General features: G+C 68.3%; 15 protein-coding genes. 11 read left to right on the top strand and 4 right to left on the bottom strand.

Going from position 1 to position 20,029, the window contains the following annotated elements; genetic code table 11:
- Positions 1–22: 22 nt before the first annotated feature.
- The 3 genes from ACIBI4_RS29420 to eccCa are packed head-to-tail and all read right to left on the bottom strand — an operon-like array spanning position 23 to position 6,791.
- Positions 23–2,314, bottom strand: a complete 2,292-nt coding sequence (locus ACIBI4_RS29420; protein ID WP_399207166.1) for a hypothetical protein — start codon at positions 2,312–2,314, stop codon at positions 23–25.
- Positions 2,314–2,790: a hypothetical protein gene (locus ACIBI4_RS29415; RefSeq protein WP_399207165.1), complete on the bottom strand. Its 477-nt coding sequence runs from the start codon at positions 2,788–2,790 to the stop codon at positions 2,314–2,316. The genes ACIBI4_RS29420 and ACIBI4_RS29415 overlap by 1 nt, the downstream gene beginning before the upstream one ends.
- A 20-nt stretch (positions 2,791–2,810) precedes the next feature.
- A complete protein-coding gene (gene eccCa, locus ACIBI4_RS29410) occupies positions 2,811–6,791 on the bottom strand; it encodes a type VII secretion protein EccCa (RefSeq protein ID WP_399207164.1) in 3,981 nt (1,326 codons plus the stop codon).
- Positions 6,792–7,095: 304 nt separating this feature from the next.
- Here eccCa and eccD point away from each other — a divergent pair, with 304 nt between their 5' ends.
- The 7 genes from eccD to ACIBI4_RS29375 all read left to right on the top strand — a co-directional run bounded on the left by eccD (position 7,096) and on the right by ACIBI4_RS29375 (position 14,795).
- The gene (gene eccD / locus ACIBI4_RS29405; RefSeq protein ID WP_399207163.1) at positions 7,096–8,619 is read left to right on the top strand and encodes a type VII secretion integral membrane protein EccD; all 1,524 of its coding nucleotides are present in this window, start codon (positions 7,096–7,098) and stop codon (positions 8,617–8,619) included.
- A 57-nt stretch (positions 8,620–8,676) separates the two neighbouring features.
- A complete protein-coding gene (locus ACIBI4_RS29400) occupies positions 8,677–9,111 on the top strand; it encodes a PH domain-containing protein (protein ID WP_399207162.1) in 435 nt (144 codons plus the stop codon).
- Between the two features lie 208 nt (positions 9,112–9,319).
- Positions 9,320–9,610, top strand: a complete 291-nt coding sequence (gene rpsO / locus ACIBI4_RS29395) for a 30S ribosomal protein S15 (RefSeq protein ID WP_093607828.1) — start codon at positions 9,320–9,322, stop codon at positions 9,608–9,610.
- A gap of 331 nt (positions 9,611–9,941) precedes the next feature.
- A complete protein-coding gene (locus tag ACIBI4_RS29390; RefSeq protein ID WP_399207161.1) occupies positions 9,942–12,167 on the top strand; it encodes a polyribonucleotide nucleotidyltransferase in 2,226 nt (741 codons plus the stop codon).
- Positions 12,164–13,543: a M16 family metallopeptidase gene (locus tag ACIBI4_RS29385; RefSeq protein ID WP_399207160.1), complete on the top strand. Its 1,380-nt coding sequence runs from the start codon at positions 12,164–12,166 to the stop codon at positions 13,541–13,543. Before ACIBI4_RS29390 ends, ACIBI4_RS29385 begins: the two co-directional genes overlap by 4 nt.
- 42 nt (positions 13,544–13,585) lie before the next feature.
- Positions 13,586–14,341 carry a 4-hydroxy-tetrahydrodipicolinate reductase gene (gene dapB, locus ACIBI4_RS29380; protein WP_399207159.1) on the top strand — a complete coding sequence of 252 codons (756 nt, stop codon included), beginning with the start codon at positions 13,586–13,588 and terminating at the stop codon, positions 14,339–14,341.
- A gap of 7 nt (positions 14,342–14,348) precedes the next feature.
- Positions 14,349–14,795 (top strand): hypothetical protein, encoded by a 447-nt coding sequence (locus ACIBI4_RS29375; RefSeq protein WP_399207158.1) that lies wholly within the window; start codon positions 14,349–14,351, stop codon positions 14,793–14,795.
- Positions 14,796–14,870: 75 nt separating this feature from the next.
- Here ACIBI4_RS29375 and ACIBI4_RS29370 read toward each other — a convergent pair whose 3' ends face one another.
- Positions 14,871–15,425: a PH domain-containing protein gene (locus ACIBI4_RS29370; protein WP_399207157.1), complete on the bottom strand. Its 555-nt coding sequence runs from the start codon at positions 15,423–15,425 to the stop codon at positions 14,871–14,873.
- A 266-nt stretch (positions 15,426–15,691) separates the two neighbouring features.
- Here ACIBI4_RS29370 and ACIBI4_RS29365 point away from each other — a divergent pair, with 266 nt between their 5' ends.
- The 4 genes from ACIBI4_RS29365 (at position 15,692) to ACIBI4_RS29350 (ending at position 19,731) form a co-directional block, all read left to right on the top strand.
- Positions 15,692–15,928 carry a hypothetical protein gene (locus tag ACIBI4_RS29365; RefSeq protein ID WP_399207156.1) on the top strand — a complete coding sequence of 79 codons (237 nt, stop codon included), beginning with the start codon at positions 15,692–15,694 and terminating at the stop codon, positions 15,926–15,928.
- Between the two features lie 83 nt (positions 15,929–16,011).
- The gene (gene thyX, locus ACIBI4_RS29360; protein ID WP_399207155.1) at positions 16,012–16,764 is read left to right on the top strand and encodes an FAD-dependent thymidylate synthase; all 753 of its coding nucleotides are present in this window, start codon (positions 16,012–16,014) and stop codon (positions 16,762–16,764) included.
- 226 nt (positions 16,765–16,990) lie between these two features.
- Entirely contained in the window at positions 16,991–17,890 is a 900-nt protein-coding gene (dapA, locus tag ACIBI4_RS29355; RefSeq protein WP_399207154.1) for a 4-hydroxy-tetrahydrodipicolinate synthase, read from the top strand.
- A 155-nt stretch (positions 17,891–18,045) separates the two neighbouring features.
- Complete coding sequence (locus ACIBI4_RS29350) at positions 18,046–19,731, top strand: ribonuclease J (RefSeq protein ID WP_399207153.1); 1,686 nt, start codon at positions 18,046–18,048, stop codon at positions 19,729–19,731.
- Positions 19,732–20,029: the final 298 nt, after the last annotated feature.

Below are 20,029 nucleotides of genomic sequence, written 5' to 3'. Positions count from 1 at the left end.
GCTTTCTGGCTTCGGGCCGGGTTCAGTCCTTGTAGGGAGGGAGGCCTCGCTGGTTGTTCTGTCCTGGCCCGGTGGCCAGGTATGCATCCTTGATATCTTGAGGCCACTGCTGGTAGTCCGCTCGGTCCGCGACTTCGTCGTGCCCCTTGATGTACGCCGAGTAGGCGTCGTCAAGGTCTTTGGCACCCGCATTGAAGAACTCTCTACTTGTCATCTGGGACTCGTTTGTGGCGTCCTGTTCCGCTGAATCGGTGCCCTTGTCGATGTCTTGCCCGATGAACGTTCCCAGAATCTCTCCGGCTGTATCGGCTGCGACGGGTGCGAACATGATCGCAGCCGCTGTGGAGCCAGGTACGGGAACGGCGGCGATGCCACCCGCAATGACGGCTCCCACGGCGACCTTCTTCCAATCGGCGCCACGGGCGAGCGCCTTGTTGGCGTCCTCCGCATCTCCCTCGGCATTCACCTGCGCCTGCTGCGCGTAGGAGTGGTCAAGGATTCCCCGGGCTTCGGCGCCAGTGGTCAACGCATCGCGGGCATGACCCATCCCGGCTTCACTGATCTGCTCACCGTTCATCGGTGAGTGCGTGTCCAGGAGGCTCAGCGTGTAGAGATGCTGAGCGGACGTGACCGTCGCGTGCGACGTTTCGTTCTGCCCCAGAAGACTCAGGAAGTCGATAGCGCCTTGATTGTTGAATTGTGCCCGGCCTGGATACTGAGACGGGAAAGAACCTGCATCGCGGGATGCATCGCTGATTCCTGACAGGTTGTAGTTGAGATCATCGATGTACGCGGCGCCCATCTTGCCAAGGCTGTCTGCCATTTCGGGCTGATCGTGCAACATCTTCGGTGCATCTTCGGTGCCGTACAGGTATGCAACCTGCTCCATGACATCTGCCGTCGCCTCGGTCCGTCGATCCCCGGTGCCAGGAATCATCGGGTCCTTCGCAGTCATGGGATCGGCGTCATAGGCGTACCCAGTCGTCGCGGCCTCCAGGGCATGACCAAGCGCATCCCGACCGGCAATCACATCACGATCACCGTCGAAAGTGGCATCCTCATACCAGTGGCGTTCCTTGGTCAAGTACTTGAGGTGTTCGTTGACCTCGGATTCCTTGTCGACGTATTCACCGTCAACGGCAGGCCCCTCAAAGAACTTGGCCGAAGCCTCCGGGTTATGCCCCAGCGCCTGAAGGAACCCACTGACGGGATCCCGGCCGCGATCGTTCTTATCCCAGAAATTGAGGTTCGACTGATCATGGTTGTTGATCCAGAACGGTGTGCCGTGATGTGAGTCGGTGTCGACCTTCTTGTCGAACTCAAGGAGCCGATCGCCGTAACTCGTGAGGAAGTCCGTGTCGTAATCGCCGAACCGCATCAAATTGCTCATCACGACGAAGCTGCGGGGGCCGTCCTCGTATTCGCCGAGCCGTTTCTCGCCCAGTGACGTGATCGACGACTCCCACTTGTCCATCGCCTGGCTGTCCGAACGCGTCGCCGTACCCAGTGTGATGCCGAGGTTCTTCTGAAGCTGCTTCATGGTCTTCAGGCGATCGGGATCGTAGGTACCTGCGCCTGACGCTGCCGCGCCCGAGTAGAACTCCAAGGTTCCCTTCGGGCCGAGCTTCGTTGCGAACTCTTCGGCGAAGAGGGGGTCATTGCGGTACTTGGCCAGACCGGCGTTGATGGCGTTCAGTTCGGTCTTGGTGAGGTCGTCCGGATCCTTCGCCGCCAGCTTTGCCAGCTCGTCCGCCCTCTTGACCGCATCCGCAGCGGCATCACGATCCTTGTAGGAGGCATCGGAGAATCCGAGTTCGCTCTGATCGGCGAGCGCCTTGAGGACCTTGGCGGCGGAATCATCCGACGTGGTGGCTTTGTCGAGGATTCCCTGGATCTCCTTGACTGCGGCATCGACGATCTGCTGACCGTTTGCCGGCACGGGATGGACGCTGTAGATGGCCTCGAACCCGCCGCCTGCCACGCCGTACACAGAGACCTTCTTGTCCCATGCACGATCGATGGCTTCCAGGAGCTGGCGCTTGTAGTCCTTCAACTCGTTCCGGGTGTCCCTGAGGATGTTCCGGATGCTGTCTGCCTGCTTGTGCGCATCGCCGAACTCGCCGGCTGTCTTGCCGACGAAGATGCGGCTCACGGTGGCGTTGAGACCCTGCCAGTCGGCCTTCTGTGCGGCCTTGAGCAATCCCTTGGTTGCCGACTTCTCGAGTTCCTCGAGGTTGTCCACCATCGTGGACCAGTCGGTAACTGCCTCGTCGAGGAGCTTGAAGTTCGCGTGGCGCAGGTCTTCGAGGTTCACTACTTGCCACCCTTGCCCTTGCCGCCATCGGCCCAGTTCTCATCGAAGCCGGCATCGAGCATGGCGATCGAGCTCGTGTGGCGGGCGATGTAATCGTCGTCAGTCCGGTGCTGTTTGTCGGTGATCGCAAGATGGTTGTTGATGTGGGCACAGGCGTCCATCAGCGACTTCAGCTGCTCTTCCCAGCGGCTGGAGACGCGCTGCAGGGCTGATCCGAGAGCGAAGCCCTGCTTCGTGAGGTCTCCTGCGGCCGAGTCGCTGGACGGCACGGCGACACGGGCTTCCTTCCACAACCGGTCGTACAGCGCATGAGCGTGGTCGCCGATCTTCGCCAGGTCCTGGTGCTTGACCTTGAGGTCGCCGACACCGGAACCGTCAGGCAAGGGCGGGTCGTCGAGGCGGTTCAACTGCATCTGGCCGTCGCCCTGCCGCCCAGCCGCCTCGGACTTCAGTTGCTCCCACTCATCCCACGCCATCGAACGTGCCCCTTCCTCTGCTACTCGCCGACGAACCCGGTCTGCACCAACGGATTACCGCGCTTGCGCGACACGAAGACCCCTCGCCCGACCGGCATCGGCCGCGCCCGTACCCCGCCGAAGATGTCGCCCTCGTTCGGGTCGCCGGCCAGGACCACGCCCTGTGCGCCCAGTTCCATCAGACGCTGCATGAAGGGCTCGTACGACGCACGCGAAGCCCCGGCAGAACTGCGGGCGATGATGAAGCGGATGCCCACGTCGCGTGCGAACGGGAGTTGTTCCGTGAGCTTTGCCAGGGGGTTGCCGGACGACGTCGAGACAAGGTCGTAGTCGTCGACGACCACGAAGACCTCCGGGCCCGTCCACCAGCTGCGGTCACGGAGCTGCTGGGCGGTGACCTCCGAGGACGGTGTGCGGCGCTGCATCAGATCCGCCAGCGCGTCCACGTGGTGGTCCATCGCGTTCGACATCGGGACGTACTCGGCCAGGTGCGTGGCCGGTGTCACGTCCAGGAGCCCGCGCCGGTTGTCGATGACGAAGAACTTCGCCACGTTCCCGTCGTACCGCTGCGAGATCTGCGAGATCAGCAGCCGCAGCAGATTCGACTTGCCCGATTCGCTCTCGCCGAAGATGAGGAAGAACGGGTCGCGGTCGAAGTCGACGAAGACGGGTTCGAGGTTGTTCTCGTCGATGGCGAACGAGACGCCCAGGTCGGGACGCGCGTTGCCGGCCGGAAGCTCCGCGGAGGGCAGCATGCGCGGGAGGAGACGCACCTCCGGTGCGCCCGCGGCGGTCCAGTGCCGGGCCGCCTCCTGGTTCATCGCCGCCGTCGCCTCGGACAGGTCGCTGTCCGAGTTGATGCCGTCGATGCGGGGGACGGCCGCCATGAAGTGGAGCTTCTCGGACGTCATGCCCCGGCCGGGCACGCCCGCCGGCACGTTCGCCGCGACCTTGCGGTCGAGCTCCGAGTCCATGGTGTCGCCGAGCCGCAGTTCGAGACGGTTCATGAGGTGGTCCTTGAGGTTGGAGCGCACCTCCATGGACCGGGACGCGGTCAGCACCACGTGGATGCCGTAGCCCAGGCCGCGGGCCGCGATCTCCAGGACGATCGGGTCGAGGTTGTCGTACTCCGTACGGAAATTGCCCCACCCGTCGATGACGAGGAAGACATCGCCCCACGGCTGGTCCGTGAACGAGATCTCCCCGCGTGCGCGCAGCCGCCGGAACGTCGCGATCGAGTCGATACCCGCCGTACGGAAGTACTCCTCGCGCCGCGCGAGGATCCCGTACACCTCTGCGACCGTGCGCCGCACCCGCTCGGGGTCGAGGCGCGATGCCACGCCGCCCACGTGCGGCAGACCGGCGATGGACGACATGCCGCCGCCACCGAAGTCGAGCCCGTAGAACTGGACTTCGTGTGGCGTGTGCGTCAGCGCGAAGGCCGAGATGAGCGTACGCAGGAACGTGGACTTGCCGGACTGCGGGCCGCCGACGATCTGCATATGGCCCGCCGCACCCGAGAAGTCCCGGTAGAGCGTGTCCCGGCGCTGCTCGAAGGGCTTGTCCACGACACCGAGGGGAACGACGAGCCGCCCCGCTCCCTCGTATCCGGGAACGGTGAGCCCGCGGCCCTCGACCGCCGTGAGGCCGGGCAGCAGTTCGTCGAGCGACGGCGGATTGTCCAGCGGCGGCAGCCACACCTGGTGCGCCGCGACGCCGCGGCCTTCGAGCCGTCGCACGATCACATCGAGTACGGAGTCGGCGAGCGCGTCGTCCGAGGAGCCGGAGGGGTCGGCGGAGGAGCGCGCGTCCGGCACCCGTGCCGCCGGATCCGGCGCCACGTACTGCACGGGGACGTGTGCGGCCGTGAACGCCACCGGACGGCGGTCCACCGGGAGCGGCCCACCGGGGGTCACCTGCTGTGTCCCGGTGCGGTAGGTCCCCGACACGTACGCGGCCTTGAAGCGCACCATTTCGTCCGTGCCGAACTTCAGATAGCCGGAGCCGGGCACGTTCGGCAGTGTGTACGCGTCGGGCACGCCGATCGCCGCCCGCGACTCGGCCGCCGAGAAGGTCCGCAGGCCCACGCGGTACGAGAGGTACGTCTCGAGCCCGCGCAGCCGGCCTTCCTCAAGGCGCTGCGAGGCGAGCAGCAGGTGCACACCGAGCGAACGTCCGATGCGTCCGATCTGCACGAACATCTCGATGAAGTCCGGCTTGGCCGTCAACAGTTCGCTGAACTCGTCGATCACGAGAACGAGTGACGGGATCGGCTGCAGCGGCGCGCCGGCCGCGCGCGCCTTCTCGTAGTCGTGGATGTTCGCGTAGTTGCCGGCGTCGCGGAGCATCTCCTGGCGCCGGTTGAGCTCACCGCGGATCGAGTCGCCCATGCGGTCGACGAGCGTCAGGTCGTCGGCCAGGTTGGTGATCACCGCGGCCACGTGCGGCATTTGAGACATTCCGGCGAAGGTCGCGCCGCCCTTGAAGTCCGCGAGGACGAAGTTCAGCGTCTCCGAGGAGTGCGTGACCGCCAGGCCCAGGACGAGCGTGCGCAGCAGCTCGGACTTGCCGGAACCGGTCGCGCCCACGCACAGACCGTGCGGCCCCATGCCTTCCTGCGCCGCCTCCTTGAGGTCGAGCATGACGGGCGCCCCGTCCTCGCCCACACCGATCGGTACGCGCAGCCGCTCCGCCTGGGCGCGCGGCCGCCAGGTCCGCGAGACGTCGACGGCGGCCGCGTCGCCGAGGTTCAGCAGGTCCGTGAAGTCCAGGTTGGCGAGCAGCGGTTCGTCGTCGTCGCCGCCCGAGGCCATCCGCAGCGGGGCCAGCTGCCGGGCGAGCGCCTCGGCCGCCTCGTACGAGAGTCGGTCGGGCGTTCCGTCGTAGACGAGGCCGTGGCCGGATTCGAGCTGCAGCTTCGCGCGGTCCACGGTGACGGAAAGACCGCCGCGCGCCCCCTGGTTGTCGCCGGGCACGACCTCGATGACCGTGACGCCCTGCAGACCCTCGGGTGCGGCCAGCGGTGAAAGCTGTGGCAGACCCTCGCCGTCGAGGACGACGACGATGTGCGGCTGGTCGAGCAGCGGCGCGCCGTTGGCCTGGAAGCGGGGGCGGCCGTCGAGCCGCCCGGCGAGCAGTTCCTCCAGCTCGGCGGCGTCCGTGGTGATCATGCGGCGGCTGCCCGCACCGTCCGGGGCGCCGCCCGACTGCACATGCGGCAGCCACTTCGTCCACTCCCAGTGCGCGGCCGCGTCGCGGCGCGCGGCGACCGCGATCAGCAGGTCGTCGGGGGAGTGCAGGGACGCGAGGGAGCCGACCATCGAGCGCACGGAACCGCGTACCGCATCGGCCTCACCGCTGACCGTCACGTGGTAGAAGGCCCGCAGCGAGACGGCCATCGGCAGCTCGTCCAACGTGCTGTGGGTGTGCAGGAACTGCTGCATCGCGCCCGCCGTCAGCGGCTCCAGCTCGTCGACCGGCGCCGTCTCGGGGGCGATCAGCTCGGTCGCGAGCTGCTGGGCGCCGAGTCCGACGCGGACCTGGCCGAAGTCGGCGTCGCCGACGCGCCGTTCCCACACCCGGCTGCCCTCGGCGACCAGCGCCCACAGCTGCTCGGGGGCGGGGTGCAGATAGAACTGGGCGTCACGCTGCAGCCGCGCCGTGCGCTGCACGGTGCGCCGGGTCTGAGCGAGGTAACGGAGGTAGTCGCGGCGCATATCGGCCAGTTGCCCTTGCGTACCGCGCCGGTAGCGGACCAGCATCGCGACGGCCATCGCGATCGTGGACGCGATCATCACCATGCCCATGATCCGCATGATCGGATTGGGCGTCATGAAGAAGAAGACGACAGATCCGCCCATACCGAGCATCGGCAGGAGCTGCATCAGCGCGCCCTCCTGCTGACCGCGCGGCAGCTCCGGGGGAGGCTGCAACTGCACCCGCTCACCAGGCACTTCGGTGGGCAGGGCGCGCGGTGGGCGCTTGACGACGATCTGGCTCACAGCTCACCAATTCCCTTGCCGGACGGAAATGTTCCTATCGGCGCCCCCGTGGCGACAAGGCCCGTCCGCGGGGGGTGATCCTACTTGCGTACCACGGGACGCACGGGCGGTAGGGTGTCGCGAGATACGGATGAGGTAAGCACCGGAGCATGTCCTTCGGCAGTACGCAGCCGCGAACCAGCGCAAAATTCCGGGGCATTGCGGAAGCTGCCCGGGGCATCGCGGAACCTGCTGTGACGGTCCGCGTCGGCAGCCCGGCGAGCGCCTTGCGTCATGAGCCTCATGCATACGAGGGGGAGCAGCAGTGAGTACGACCGTCCAAGCGCCGGCCCCGAACGCGACGGGCCGACCGGGTCAGACCGGCCCCGCAACGCCGGCCGCCGGCGGCACCGGCTTCTGCCGTGTCACGGTCGTGGCCCCCGACAGCCGGGTCGACGTCGCCCTGCCCGACGACATCCCGGTCGCCGACCTCCACCCCGAGATCCTGCGCCTGTCCGGCCAGAGCCCCGCCCCGGGCGCGCCCGTCGGCTACCACCTCGTACGCCGCGACGGCACGGTCCTCGACAGCGCCGGCTCCCTCGCGAGCCAGCGCATCCTCGACGGCGAACTGCTCTCGCTGCGCCCCTTCGCCGACTCCCTGCCGCCGGCCGTCTTCGACGACGTGTCCGACGCTGTCGCCTCGGCCGTCGCCAAGGACCGCACCCTGTGGTCCGACGCCCTGATGCGCGGCGCCGGCCTCTTCGCGGGTTCGGTGCTCCTGGTCCTGCTCGCGTTCGTGCTCTGGACCTCGGCCATCGGCCACGACATGAACGGCCTGCCGGGCATCCTGGCTGCCGTCGCGGCCGTCTCTCTGCTCGCCCTCGCGTGTGTACGGGCCCGGGTGTACGCCGACCGCGCCTCGGCCGTCGCCTTCGGCGTGGGCGCGCTCGCCAACGCGGCCGTCGCCGGCTCGGGACTGCTGCCCACGGCCGCCGGCCAGGGCATCGGCAGGCTGCAGTTCCTCCTCGCCTGCGCGGCCGTCCTGCTGTTCGCGGTGATCCTGATGATCGTGACGCCGAACGGCGACGGCCCCTTCGTGGCCTTCGTCCTCGCCGCCACGATCGGCCTGCTCGCCACCTTCGTCGCGATCCTCGCCGAGCTCGCCCCGATCGAGACCGCCGCGGCCTGCGCCCCCGTCGCCGTCGGCGTCCTCGCGTTCCTGCCCGGCCTCTCGGCCCGCTTCGCCCGCCTCCCGATCGGCTTCGAGCCCCCGCGTACGACGGTCGGCGACTACGGCAACGGCGACGACCGCACCCCGCAGGGCCCCGTCGACGGCGAGCGCATCGCGGCCCAGGCCCGCCGCGGCCACGAACTCCTCGTCGGCCTCGTCGGCGGCTGCGCGCTCGTCGCGGTCGTCGCGGCCGGGGTGCTCGGCTTCTCGGACAACGTGTGGGGCCAGATCCTCGCCTTCGCTACCGGCATCGCGCTCCTGATGCGCTCCCACCTGTTCCGCTACACCGCCCAGGTCGGCTGCGCGCTCGCCGCGGGCCTGGCCTCCCTGGTCCTGCTCGGCCTCGGCCTCGCCCTGAACCCGCCCTACGAGCTGCTGCTCGACGCCCTGCGCGGCGACAGCGCCGCCCTCGACCTGCGGATGATCTGGCTCACCGCGGCCATCGCGCTCTGTGCCGCCCTGATCACGGCGATCGGTCTGATCGTGCCCAGCAAGGGCGTCACGCCGTTCTGGGGCCGTTTCCTGGAGATCGCCGAGTCGATGGTGCTCCTGACGCTGCTCCCGCTGTGCCTGGCGGTCTTCGACGTCTACCACTCGATCCGTGCGCTGACGTCCTGACGACGCTCTGCGACACGTGGCCATGCCACCCAGTTGCCCCGCGCCTAGCATCGAGCCATGCGCACCTGGCGTCCGCACCGCGTGCTGCGGCTCTGGCACGGAGCCCTGGGGGTCGTGGGCCTGCTCACCGGCATCGCCCTGCTGGTCCTGGCCCTGACCGACGAGGACGCCGGTGCGCCGATCCTCGCGATCGCCGCCGTGGCGGTCCTGGCCTCCCTGTATCTGCTGCTCCTCGCGTTCAACCGCCGGGTGACCCTGACGGAGAGCGAGCTCCGGGTGCGGAACCTGCTCCGGGAACGGCGGATCCCCCTGCAGCAGGTGGCCGAGGCCGCCCCGAGCCGGGGCTGCGTACGGGTCAGGCTGCACAGCGGCGAGCAGGTACGCGTCATGGCCATCGGCACGTACTACTGGCTGGCGAGCGACCTGTCGCGGGCCGATGACCTGGCACAAGCCGTGAACGAAGCGTCCCGCGGAGTGCGGCCCGCCGCCTAGCGGGCCGGCCGGGCCGGTGCGCAGGCCACTGGTCGGGCGCGCCACGCCCGGCTGGTACTCTGTGTAGCGGCCGTTTGTGCACGCCCCCCGGAACCTCAAGAGTCCGGGCCCGGCGACGGACGGATCCACCGCCTCCCGAGTAACGGAAGCTCCCCTGAGATTCAGACCAGGGGCACTCGGCGGCACCCACAGACTCAGAGGAGTTCGAGTGTCCCTCGACACCGCCACGAAGAAGCAGATCATGGCCGAGTTCGCCACCAAGGAGGGTGACACCGGCTCCCCCGAGGTTCAGGTCGCCATGCTCTCGCGTCGCATCTCGGACCTGACCGAGCACCTCAAGACCCACAAGCACGACCACCACTCCCGTCGTGGTCTGCTGATCCTGGTCGGCCAGCGTCGTCGCCTTCTGCAGTACCTGGCCAAGAAGGACATCCAGCGCTTCCGTACGCTGGTCGACCGCCTCGGCATCCGCCGCGGTGCGGCCGGCGGCGCCAAGTAAGTCGCTGTGAAAGGGAGCGGTTCCCACTCTTGAGGGGGCCGCTCCCTTTGCTGTACGTGCGGAGTGTCACTCAGGCTTTGTAGTCTGGTCGCACAACGCAACACACGGAGAATCGTCCCGACAGCGCCGCCGCCGGTCCTCGGTAGTGGCCCCTGGGGCCTCGTAAGGCCCGCACGACAGGCCGAAGGCAACCCCGGGTGCTTCGATCGAAGACCGGCCCGCACCCAAGGCGCGCTTCTCCGCCCCAGTCCACCGCCACACGGGCGGTCCGGACGAAAGACGATTACGTACGCGACGAAGGCGTACGTCCTGAACGTAGGAGAAACCGCTAGTGGAGAACGAGACCCACTACGCCGAGGCCGTCATCGACAACGGCACCTTCGGCACCCGCACCATCCGCTTCGAGACGGGCCGCCTGGCCAAGCAGGCCGCCGGCTCCGCCGTCGCGTACCTGGACGACGACACGATGGTCCTTTCGGCCACCACCGCGTCGAAGCGCCCCAAGGACCAGCTCGACTTCTTCCCCCTCACGGTGGACGTCGAGGAGCGGATGTACGCAGCCGGCAAGATCCCCGGCTCCTTCTTCCGTCGTGAGGGCCGGCCCTCCGAGGACGCGATCCTCACCTGCCGCCTCATCGACCGCCCGCTGCGCCCGTCCTTCAAGAAGGGCCTGCGCAACGAGATCCAGATCGTCGAGACGATCATGGCTCTCAACCCCGACCACCTGTACGACGTGGTCGCGATCAACGCCGCCTCCTGCTCCACGCAGCTGGCCGGCCTGCCCTTCTCCGGCCCGATCGGCGGCACCCGTGTCGCGCTGATCAACGGCCAGTGGGTCGCGTTCCCGACGCACACCGAGCTCGAGGACGCCGTCTTCGACATGGTCGTCGCCGGTCGCGTCCTCGAGGACGGCGACGTCGCGATCATGATGGTCGAGGCCGAGGCCACCGAGAAGACCATCGAGCTCGTCAAGGGCGGCGCCCAGGCGCCGACCGAAGAGGTCGTGGCCGCGGGCCTCGAGGCCGCGAAGCCCTTCATCAAGGTCCTCTGCAAGGCCCAGGCCGAGCTGGCCGCCAAGGCCGCCAAGCCCACCGGCGAGTTCCCGGTCTTCCTGGACTACCAGGACGACGTCCTGGAGGCCCTGACCGCCGCCGTCTCCGCCGAGCTCTCGCAGGCGCTCACCATCGCCGGCAAGCAGGAGCGCGAGGCCGAGCTGGACCGCGTCAAGGAGATCGCCTCCGAGAAGCTGCTCCCGCAGTTCGAGGGCCGCGAGAAGGAGATCTCGGGTGCGTACCGCGCGCTGACCAAGAAGCTGGTCCGCGAGCGCATCATCAAGGACAAGGTCCGCATCGACGGCCGTGGCCTGACCGACATCCGTACGCTCGCGGCCGAGGTCGAGGCCATCCCGCGCGTGCACGGCTCGGCGCTGTTCGAGCGTGGCGAGACCCAGATCCTGGGCGTCACCACCCTCAACATGCTCCGCATGGAGCAGCAGCTGGACACCCTTTCCCCGGTGACCCGCAAGCGCTACATGCACAACTACAACTTCCCGCCCTACTCCGTCGGCGAGACCGGCCGCGTCGGTTCGCCGAAGCGCCGCGAGATCGGCCACGGCGCTCTCGCCGAGCGCGCCATCCTGCCGGTCCTGCCGACGCGCGAGGAGTTCCCCTACGCGATCCGTCAGGTGTCCGAGGCCCTCGGCTCCAACGGTTCGACGTCCATGGGCTCGGTCTGCGCCTCGACCATGTCGCTCCTGAACGCCGGTGTGCCCCTGAAGGCCCCGGTCGCCGGTATCGCCATGGGTCTGATCTCCCAGGAGATCGACGGCGACACGCACTACGTCGCGCTCACCGACATCCTCGGTGCCGAGGACGCGTTCGGTGACATGGACTTCAAGGTCGCCGGCACGAAGGAGTTCGTGACCGCCCTCCAGCTCGACACCAAGCTGGACGGCATCCCGGCCTCCGTCCTGGCCGCGGCCCTCAAGCAGGCCCGCGACGCCCGTCTGCACATCCTCGACGTGATGATGGAGGCGATCGACGTTCCGGACGAGATGTCCCCGAACGCGCCGCGCATCATCACCGTCAAGATCCCGGTGGACAAGATCGGTGAGGTCATCGGCCCCAAGGGCAAGATGATCAACCAGATCCAGGAGGACACCGGCGCCGACATCACGATCGAGGACGACGGCACCATCTACATCGGTGCTGTCGACGGCCCCTCCGCCGAGGCCGCCCGCGCCACGATCAACGGCATCGCCAACCCGACCATGCCGGAGGTCGGCGAGCGCTACCTGGGCACCGTCGTGAAGACGACGACGTTCGGCGCGTTCGTCTCGCTGCTCCCCGGCAAGGACGGTCTGCTGCACATCTCGCAGATCCGCAAGCTCGCCGGCGGCAAGCGCGTGGAGAACGTCGAGGACGTGCTCGGTGTGGGCCAGAAGGTCCAGGTCGAGATCGCCGAGATCGACTCCCGCGGCAAGCTCTCCCTGATCCCCGTGATCGAGGGCGAAGAGGGCGAGAAGGCCGAAGAGAAGAAGGACGACGCCGACAAGTGACGTCCCGTAGCACCGCGGCGACGGCCCGTACCTCCTCGGAGGTGCGGGCCGTCGCCCGTACCCAAACGCTTCTCAAGGGTGAGAACGGCATCGGTACCGTCCGCCGCACAGTGCTGCCGGGCGGCCTGCGCGTGGTCACCGAGACCCTGCCCTCCGTACGCTCCGCGACCTTCGGCATCTGGGCCCACGTCGGCTCCCGCGACGAGACCCCGGCGCTCAACGGCGCGACGCACTACCTCGAACACCTCCTGTTCAAGGGCACCAAGCGCCGCACCGCGCTCGACATCTCCGCCGCGATCGACGCGGTCGGCGGCGAGATGAACGCGTTCACGGCCAAGGAGTACACCTGCTATTACGCGCGGGTGCTCGACACGGACCTGCCGCTCGCGATCGACGTCGTCTGCGACATGCTCACGGGCTCGCAGATCCAGCAGGCCGACGTGGACGCCGAACGCAACGTGATCCTCGAAGAGATCGCGATGACCGAGGACGACGCCAGCGACTGCGTGCACGACCTGTTCGCGCACACGATGCTCGGCGACACCCCGCTCGGCCGCCCGGTCCTCGGCACGGTCGACACGGTCAACGCGCTGGACGCCGGCCGGATCCGCCGCTTCTACAAGAAGCACTACGACCCGCGCCACCTCGTGGTCGCCGCGGCCGGGAACGTGGACCACGCCAAGGTCGTACGCCAGGTCCGCGCCGCGTTCGAGAAGGCGGGCGCCCTCAAGTCGACCGACGCCACCCCGATCGCTCCGCGCGACGGCCTGCGTACCCTGCGCTCGGCCGGCAAGGTCGAGCTCATCGAGCGCTCCACCGAGCAGGCCCACGTGGTCCTCGGCATGCCCGGCCTCGCCCGCACCGACGACCGGCGCTGGGCACTGAGCGTGCTCAACACCGCGCTCGGCGGCGGCATGTCCTCCCGTCTCTTCCAGGAGGTACGGGAGAAGCGCGGCCTCGCGTACACGGTCTACTCGTACACCTCGGGCTTCGCCGACTGCGGCCTGTTCGGTGTGTACGCGGGCTGCCGGCCCAGCCAGGTCCACGACGTCCTGAAGATCTGCCGCGACGAGCTCGACCAGGTCGCGGCGCACGGTCTGAGCGACGAGGAGATCGACCGCGCGATCGGCCAGCTCTCCGGCTCCACGGTCCTCGGCCTGGAGGACACCGGTGCGCTCATGAACCGCATCGGCAAGAGTGAGCTGTGCTGGGGCACCCACATGTCGGTCGACGACATGCTGGGCAGGATCGCGGCGGTCACCCCCGACGACGTACGGGACGTGGCCCGCGAGATCCTGGGACAGCGGCCCTCGCTGTCGGTGATCGGACCGCTGAAGAACCGCCAGGCGGCCCGGCTCCACGAAGCGGTCGCGTGACTCACTGCTGACGTCGCCCAACTCCCGTAAGGAATCAAGCAAATGAGCAAGCTGCGTGTGGCGGTCCTCGGCGCGAAGGGCCGGATCGGCTCCGAGGCCGTACGCGCCGTCGAAGCCGCCGAGGACCTGGAGCTCGTGGCGGCCCTCGACCGCGACGACTCCATCGACGCGCTCGCGGAGTCGGGCGCCCAGGTCGCCATCGACCTGACGCACCCCGACGCGGTCCTCGGCAACCTCGAGTACTGCACGGCGCACGGCATCCACGCCGTCGTCGGCACCACCGGCTGGACCGACGAGCGCATCGCGCAGGTCGAGGACTGGCTGGCGAAGTCCCCGTCGACCGGCATCCTGATCGCGCCCAACTTCTCCATCGGCGCGGTCCTCACGATGCAGTTCGCCCAGCAGGCGGCCCGTTTCTTCGAGTCCGTCGAGGTCATCGAGCTGCACCACCCCAACAAGGCGGACGCCCCCAGCGGCACCGCGCACCGCACCGCCCAGCTGATCGCGGCGGCCCGGGAGAAGGCAGGCTGCGCCCCGCAGCCCGACGCCACTTCCACGGCCCTCGACGGTGCCCGCGGCGCGGACGTCGACGGAGTGCCCGTGCACTCCGTACGGCTGCGGGGTCTGCTCGCGCACCAGGAGGTGCTGCTCGGCGGCGAGGGCGAGACGCTCACGATCCGCCACGACTCGCTGCACCACAAGTCGTTCATGCCGGGCATCCTGCTCGGTGTGCGCCGCGTGGTGGACACCCCGGGCCTCACGTTCGGCCTGGAGCACTTCCTCGACCTGGGCAACTGACGGTCCGATGCGCGCAAAGCTCACCTATTTCGCCCTGGCCGCCGCCCTGGTCGCGTACTTCGTCCTGGTCGGCAGCCGTGGCGTGCTGCTCATACAGCAGGGCACGGTGCTCACCGTCACGTTCGGCGTGGCGGTGCTCGTGCTGCCGCTCATCGGTCTGTGGTTCCTCTGGAAGACCACGCAATTCGCCCGCAAGGCAGGCAGGTTGGCTGCCGAACTGGAGGCCGAGGGCGGCCTCCCGGTCGACGAGCTGAAGCGGCTGCCGAGCGGCCGGATCGACCGTGACTCGGCCGACGAGGTCTTCGCCCGCCGCCGCGCCGAGACGGAGGACGCGCCGGACGACTGGCGCTGCTGGTTCCGTCTCGCGGTCGCCTACCACGACGCGCGGGACACCCCGCGCGCCCGCAAGGCGATGCAGCGCGCGATCGCCCTGCGCGAGCACGAGCCGGCCTGACCGGCCTCAACAGGCTCGACATGAAGAACCCCGCCAGGCTCCGGCCTGGCGGGGTTCTTCATGTCCGGCTCGAGCTCAGGGTGCCTGACGGTACTCGTACGCCCACGCCTCGACCGTGTCGGCCGCCCGGTCGAATGCCTCGGGACGCCCGAGGAAGTCCGCGTTGTGCGAGGTCATCAGCGGCTCGGCGGCCGGCTTGCGCCCGCCGGGCACGAGCACGGCGGCCTGCCCCTGCACGGTCCGCGGCAGCCCCAGCCAGCGCACCGGCTGCTGCGTCGTACGGATGGAAGCCACCTGGTCCCACGGCACGGTCTTCGTCATGAAGAACCCGACCCGGCGCACTCCGCGCGCGCTCACCCAGGCGCCCATGCGCAGCAGCCGCAGCGCGGACACGATCACCACGAGCGCGCCGATCGCACAGGCGGCACCGCCGGAGGGCTCGTCCGCGAGGGCGATGATCATGGCCGCGAGCAGCATGTACGAGGCCAGCAGAAGCAGCAGCGCCGCGGCGGCGACCCGCCACGGACCGGGCCGGTAGGGCCGGCGCCACTGGTCGCGGTCGTCGAACGGCAGCGCGACGTCGTCCGCCTGGTCGAATGCTCGGTCGGCCGTCAGAAAGGCTAGGGGCACGACGTAATCCTCACTCAAGCCCGTTCGAAGGTGTGCTCGGTGAGGCTACCGAGGCATTCCACGGGCGACCAGTCCCGGGGGTCCGAGCGGGGCGCGCGCCGCGCCGTTCAGGCGACAGGCCGCCCACCTGCGGCGGAGGGAAACCGGCGATACAGGTGCGAACTTCGAGGAAATTTCCGATTTCCGGGCACCTTTGGGCGGTTCTACGCGTCTGTACAGGTACGAGACAACAGACACCGCAAGTGAGCCAAGGAGAAGCGCCCACCATGTTCCGTCGGCGAGAGCCCGTCCCGTTCGCCTTCATCGCCGAAGCCGACAAGTTCCGCAGCAATGTGACCCCGCCTCCCAAGGAGCGCGCCACGGCGGGCCAGATCGTGGGCCGCACCCTGGTGGGTCTCACCGTCGTCACCGGCCTGGTGGGCGCCATGCTCTTCGGCATGCCCGCGCTCTCACCCGACACTTCGCCCGCGCAGACCCAGCATTCCGAGGCCGCCGAGCGCTGACCGGGCGGTCGGAGGCGGGAGTTGTCAGTGCCGCGCCGTAGAGTGGGCGCCGCCCGAGCGAAGCAATTGGAAGGACCGCGCCGGTGAGCGAGACGCCCGCAGAAACCCCCGCCGAAGAGCTCAAGCCCAGCTTCCGCAGCGAGGTGACCGTCGAGCTGGTCAAGCACAGCGCGGCCGACAGCGATGTGCTGTGGGCGGCGCGGGTCTCGACGGCCGGCGAGCAGTCCCTCGAAGAGCTGACGAAGGACCCGGAGCGCTCCAAGGGCCTCATCAATTACCTGATGCGCGACCGCCACGGCAGCCCGTTCGAGCACAACTCGATGACGTTCTTCATCAGCGCCCCCATCTTCGTCTTCCGCGAGTTCATGCGGCACCGCGTGGGCTGGTCGTACAACGAGGAATCGGGCCGGTACAGGGAGCTCCAGCCGGTCTTCTACGTGCCGGGGGAGTCCCGCAAGCTCGTCCAGGAGGGCCGCCCGGGCAAGTACGTCTTCGTCGAGGGCACCGAGGCCCAGCAGGAGCTGACGGGCCGGGTCATGGAGGACTCGTACCGCCAGGCATACGAGGCGTACCAGGAGATGCTCGCCGCCGGTGTCGCCCGCGAGGTAGCCCGGTCGGTCCTGCCGGTCGGTCTTTTCTCGTCGATGTACGCCACGTGCAATGCGCGCTCCCTGATGCACTTCCTCGGGCTGCGCACCCAGCACGAGCTCGCCAAGGTCCCGTCCTTCCCGCAGCGGGAGATCGAGATGGTCGGCGAGAAGATGGAGGCGGCCTGGGCGGAGCTCATGCCCCTCACGTACGCGGCCTTCAACAAGAACGGGCGCGTCGCTCCGTAAGGCGCCACTCCGTACGACAGGGCAGGTCCGGGGCCCTCGCCCGAACCTCCTTGCGATGTGTCCGTATTGCGGCATTTCGAGAAGTTCATCTAGCCTGATCAAACGGACCCGGCACTGCTTGAACCCCCGAGCAGGCAGTGCCGGGCTCCGTTTGTCGTGCCCTGTCACGCCCCGGCGCAGCCCCCGAGGGGCGACCACGCACTGAGCAGCGAGTAGCGTGTTACCCATGGCTCCGATCTCGACTCCGCAGACCCCCTTCGGGCGGGTCCTCACCGCCATGGTCACGCCGTTCACGACGGACGGCGCTCTCGACCTTGACGGCGCTCAGCGACTCGCCGCCCATCTGGTGGACGCAGGCAACGACGGCCTGATCATCAACGGCACCACCGGCGAGTCCCCCACCACCAGCGACGCGGAGAAAAACGATCTCGTACGAGCCGTCCTGGAGGCGGTCGGCGACCGTGCCCATGTCGTCGCCGGCGTCGGCACGAACGACACGCACCACAGCATCGAGCTGGCCCGCGCCGCCGAAAAGACCGGCGCGCACGGCCTGTTGACGGTCACCCCGTACTACAACAAGCCGCCGCAGGAAGGCCTCTACCGGCACTTCACGGCCATCGCCGACAGCACGGAGCTGCCGGTCATGCTCTACGACATCCCCGGCCGCAGCGGCGTCCCGATCTCCACCGAGACGATCGTCCGCCTGGCCGAGCACCCGCGGATCGTCGCCAACAAGGACGCCAAGGGAGACCTCGGCCGCGCGAGCTGGGCCATCGCCCGCTCGGGCCTGGCCTGGTACTCGGGCGACGACATGCTCAACCTGCCCCTCCTGTCCGTGGGCGCCTGCGGTTTCGTCTCGGTCGTCGGTCATGTCGTCGCACCGGAGCTGCGCGCACTCCTGGAGGCCTACACCGCGGGTGACGTCCGCAAGGCCACCGAGATCCACCAGCGCCTGCTGCCCGTGTTCACCGGCATGTTCCGCACGCAGGGCGTCATCACCACGAAGGCCGCGCTCGCCCTCCAGGGCCTGCCCGCAGGACCGCTGCGCCTGCCGCTCGTGGAGCTCTCCGCACAGGAGACCGAACAGCTCAAGATCGATCTCGCCGCGGGCGGGGTACACCTCTGAGAACGCGGCCCCGGCCGTCCCGGGGCCTCACAGACTTCACAACTGAATACGCACGACCCATACGAACCACCTGAACGCGACAACTGCATCGCACGAACGTCATGCGCGCCACGTGCCTTCAAGGAGGACGTGGCGCGTATGGGTAGGAGAGTCTTTTGAGTCATCCGCATCCCGAGCTCGGCGCTCCGCCGAAGCTTCCCAAGGGTGGCCTGCGCGTCACCCCGCTCGGCGGCCTGGGCGAGATCGGCCGCAACATGACCGTCTTCGAGTACGGCGGCCGCCTGCTCATCGTCGACTGCGGCGTGCTCTTCCCCGAGGAGGAGCAGCCCGGCATCGACCTGATCCTGCCGGACTTCAGCAGCATCAGGGACCGCCTCGACGACATCGAGGGCATCGTCCTCACGCACGGCCACGAGGACCACATCGGCGCCGTCCCCTATCTCCTGCGCGAGAAGGCCGACATCCCGCTGATCGGCTCCAAGCTGACGCTCGCCCTGATCGAGGCGAAGCTCCAGGAGCACCGGATCCGCCCGTACACCCTCGAGGTCAAGGAGGGGAACCGCGAGCGCATCGGCCCGTTCGACTGCGAGTTCATCGCGGTCAACCACTCCATCCCGGACGCTCTCGCCGTAGCCATCCGCACCCCTGCGGGCCTGGCCGTGGCCACCGGCGACTTCAAGATGGACCAGCTGCCGCTCGACGGCCGCCTCACCGACCTGCACGCCTTCGCGCGCCTGAGCGAGGAGGGCATCGACCTCCTCCTGTCGGACTCGACGAACGCCGAGGTCCCTGGCTTCGTCCCGCCCGAGCGCGAGATCTCGAACGTCGTACGGTCCGTCTTCGCCGGAGCCCGCAAGCGCATCATCGTGGCGAGCTTCGCCAGCCATGTGCACCGCATCCAGCAGGTCCTGGACGCGGCTCACGAATACGGCCGCAAGGTCGCCTTCGTCGGCCGCTCGATGGTCCGCAACATGGGCATCGCCCGTGACCTGGGCTATCTGCGCGTCCCCGCCGGACTCGTCGTGGACGTCAAGACGCTCGATGACCTCCCGGACCACGAGGTCGTGCTCGTCTGCACGGGCTCACAGGGCGAACCGATGGCCGCGCTCTCCCGCATGGCCAACCGGGACCACCAGATCCGGATCGTCCAGGGCGACACCGTCATCCTGGCCTCGTCCCTGATCCCGGGCAACGAGAACGCGGTCTACCGCGTGATCAACGGCCTGACCCGCTGGGGCGCCAACGTCGTCCACAAGGGCAACGCCAAGGTGCACGTCTCGGGCCACGCATCGGCCGGCGAGCTCCTGTACTTCTACAACATCTGCAAGCCGCGGAACCTCATGCCGGTCCACGGCGAATGGCGCCACCTGCGCGCCAACGCGGAACTCGGCGCGATGACGGGCGTCCCCCAGGAGAACATCGTCATCGCCGAGGACGGCGTGGTCGTCGACCTCGTCGAGGGCAAGGCCAAGATCGTCGGCAAGGTCCAGGCCGGTTATGTGTACGTGGACGGCCTCTCGGTCGGCGACGTCACCGAGTCCTCCCTGAAGGACCGCAGGATCCTCGGGGACGAGGGCATCATCTCGGTCTTCGTGGTCGTGGACTCCACGACCGGCAAGATCACGGGTGGCCCGCACGTCCAGGCCCGAGGCTCCGGTATCGACGACTCGGACTTCAGCGCGGTCATCCCGAAGATCAACGAAGTTCTGGAGAAGTCGGCCCAGGACGGTGTCGTCGAACCCCATCAGCTGCAGCAGCTCATCCGCCGCACGCTGGGCAAGTGGGTCTCCGACAACTACCGCCGGCGCCCGATGATCCTCCCCGTGGTCGTCGAGGTCTGACGCGCACGGAGCAGCTCGATCGGAGCGGGGCGCCTCGATTTGCATCGGGGCGCCCCGCTCCAGTACGTTTACGGCTCCGCCTGACCGGGAACCCGGCGCACTCGTGCGCTCGGAGGAGCCCGGAGCGGGTGGAAATTCCGACTCAGAATCTCTGATAAAGTCGGTCTCGCCGGAAAGGGAAACCGCCGAAAAGCGGAAACCCTGAAAGGCACCGAGGAAATCGGGCCCGAAAGAGTCTGATAGAGTCGGAAACGCAAGAACGAAGGGAAGCCCGGAGGAAAGCCCGAGAGGGTGAGTA

The organism is Streptomyces sp. NPDC050418, assembly GCF_044458745.1.
GTDB lineage: Bacteria > Actinomycetota > Actinomycetes > Streptomycetales > Streptomycetaceae > Streptomyces.
Note: the sequence above shows the minus strand (reverse complement) of the source record. Positions and strands in the feature narration are given on the sequence as shown.

Excerpts from the sequence above, each read along its gene's own strand:
- ACIBI4_RS29365 (WP_399207156.1), top strand. The coding sequence starts at position 15,692 with ATGTTCCGTCGGCGAGAGCCCGTCCCGTTCGCCTTCATCGCCGAAGCC.
- dapB (WP_399207159.1), top strand. The coding sequence starts at position 13,586 with ATGAGCAAGCTGCGTGTGGCGGTCCTCGGCGCGAAGGGCCGGATCGGC.
- ACIBI4_RS29400 (WP_399207162.1), top strand. The coding sequence starts at position 8,677 with ATGCGCACCTGGCGTCCGCACCGCGTGCTGCGGCTCTGGCACGGAGCC.
- dapA (WP_399207154.1), top strand. The coding sequence starts at position 16,991 with ATGGCTCCGATCTCGACTCCGCAGACCCCCTTCGGGCGGGTCCTCACC.
- ACIBI4_RS29415 (WP_399207165.1), bottom strand. The coding sequence starts at position 2,790 with ATGGCGTGGGATGAGTGGGAGCAACTGAAGTCCGAGGCGGCTGGGCGG.
- ACIBI4_RS29375 (WP_399207158.1), top strand. The coding sequence starts at position 14,349 with ATGCGCGCAAAGCTCACCTATTTCGCCCTGGCCGCCGCCCTGGTCGCG.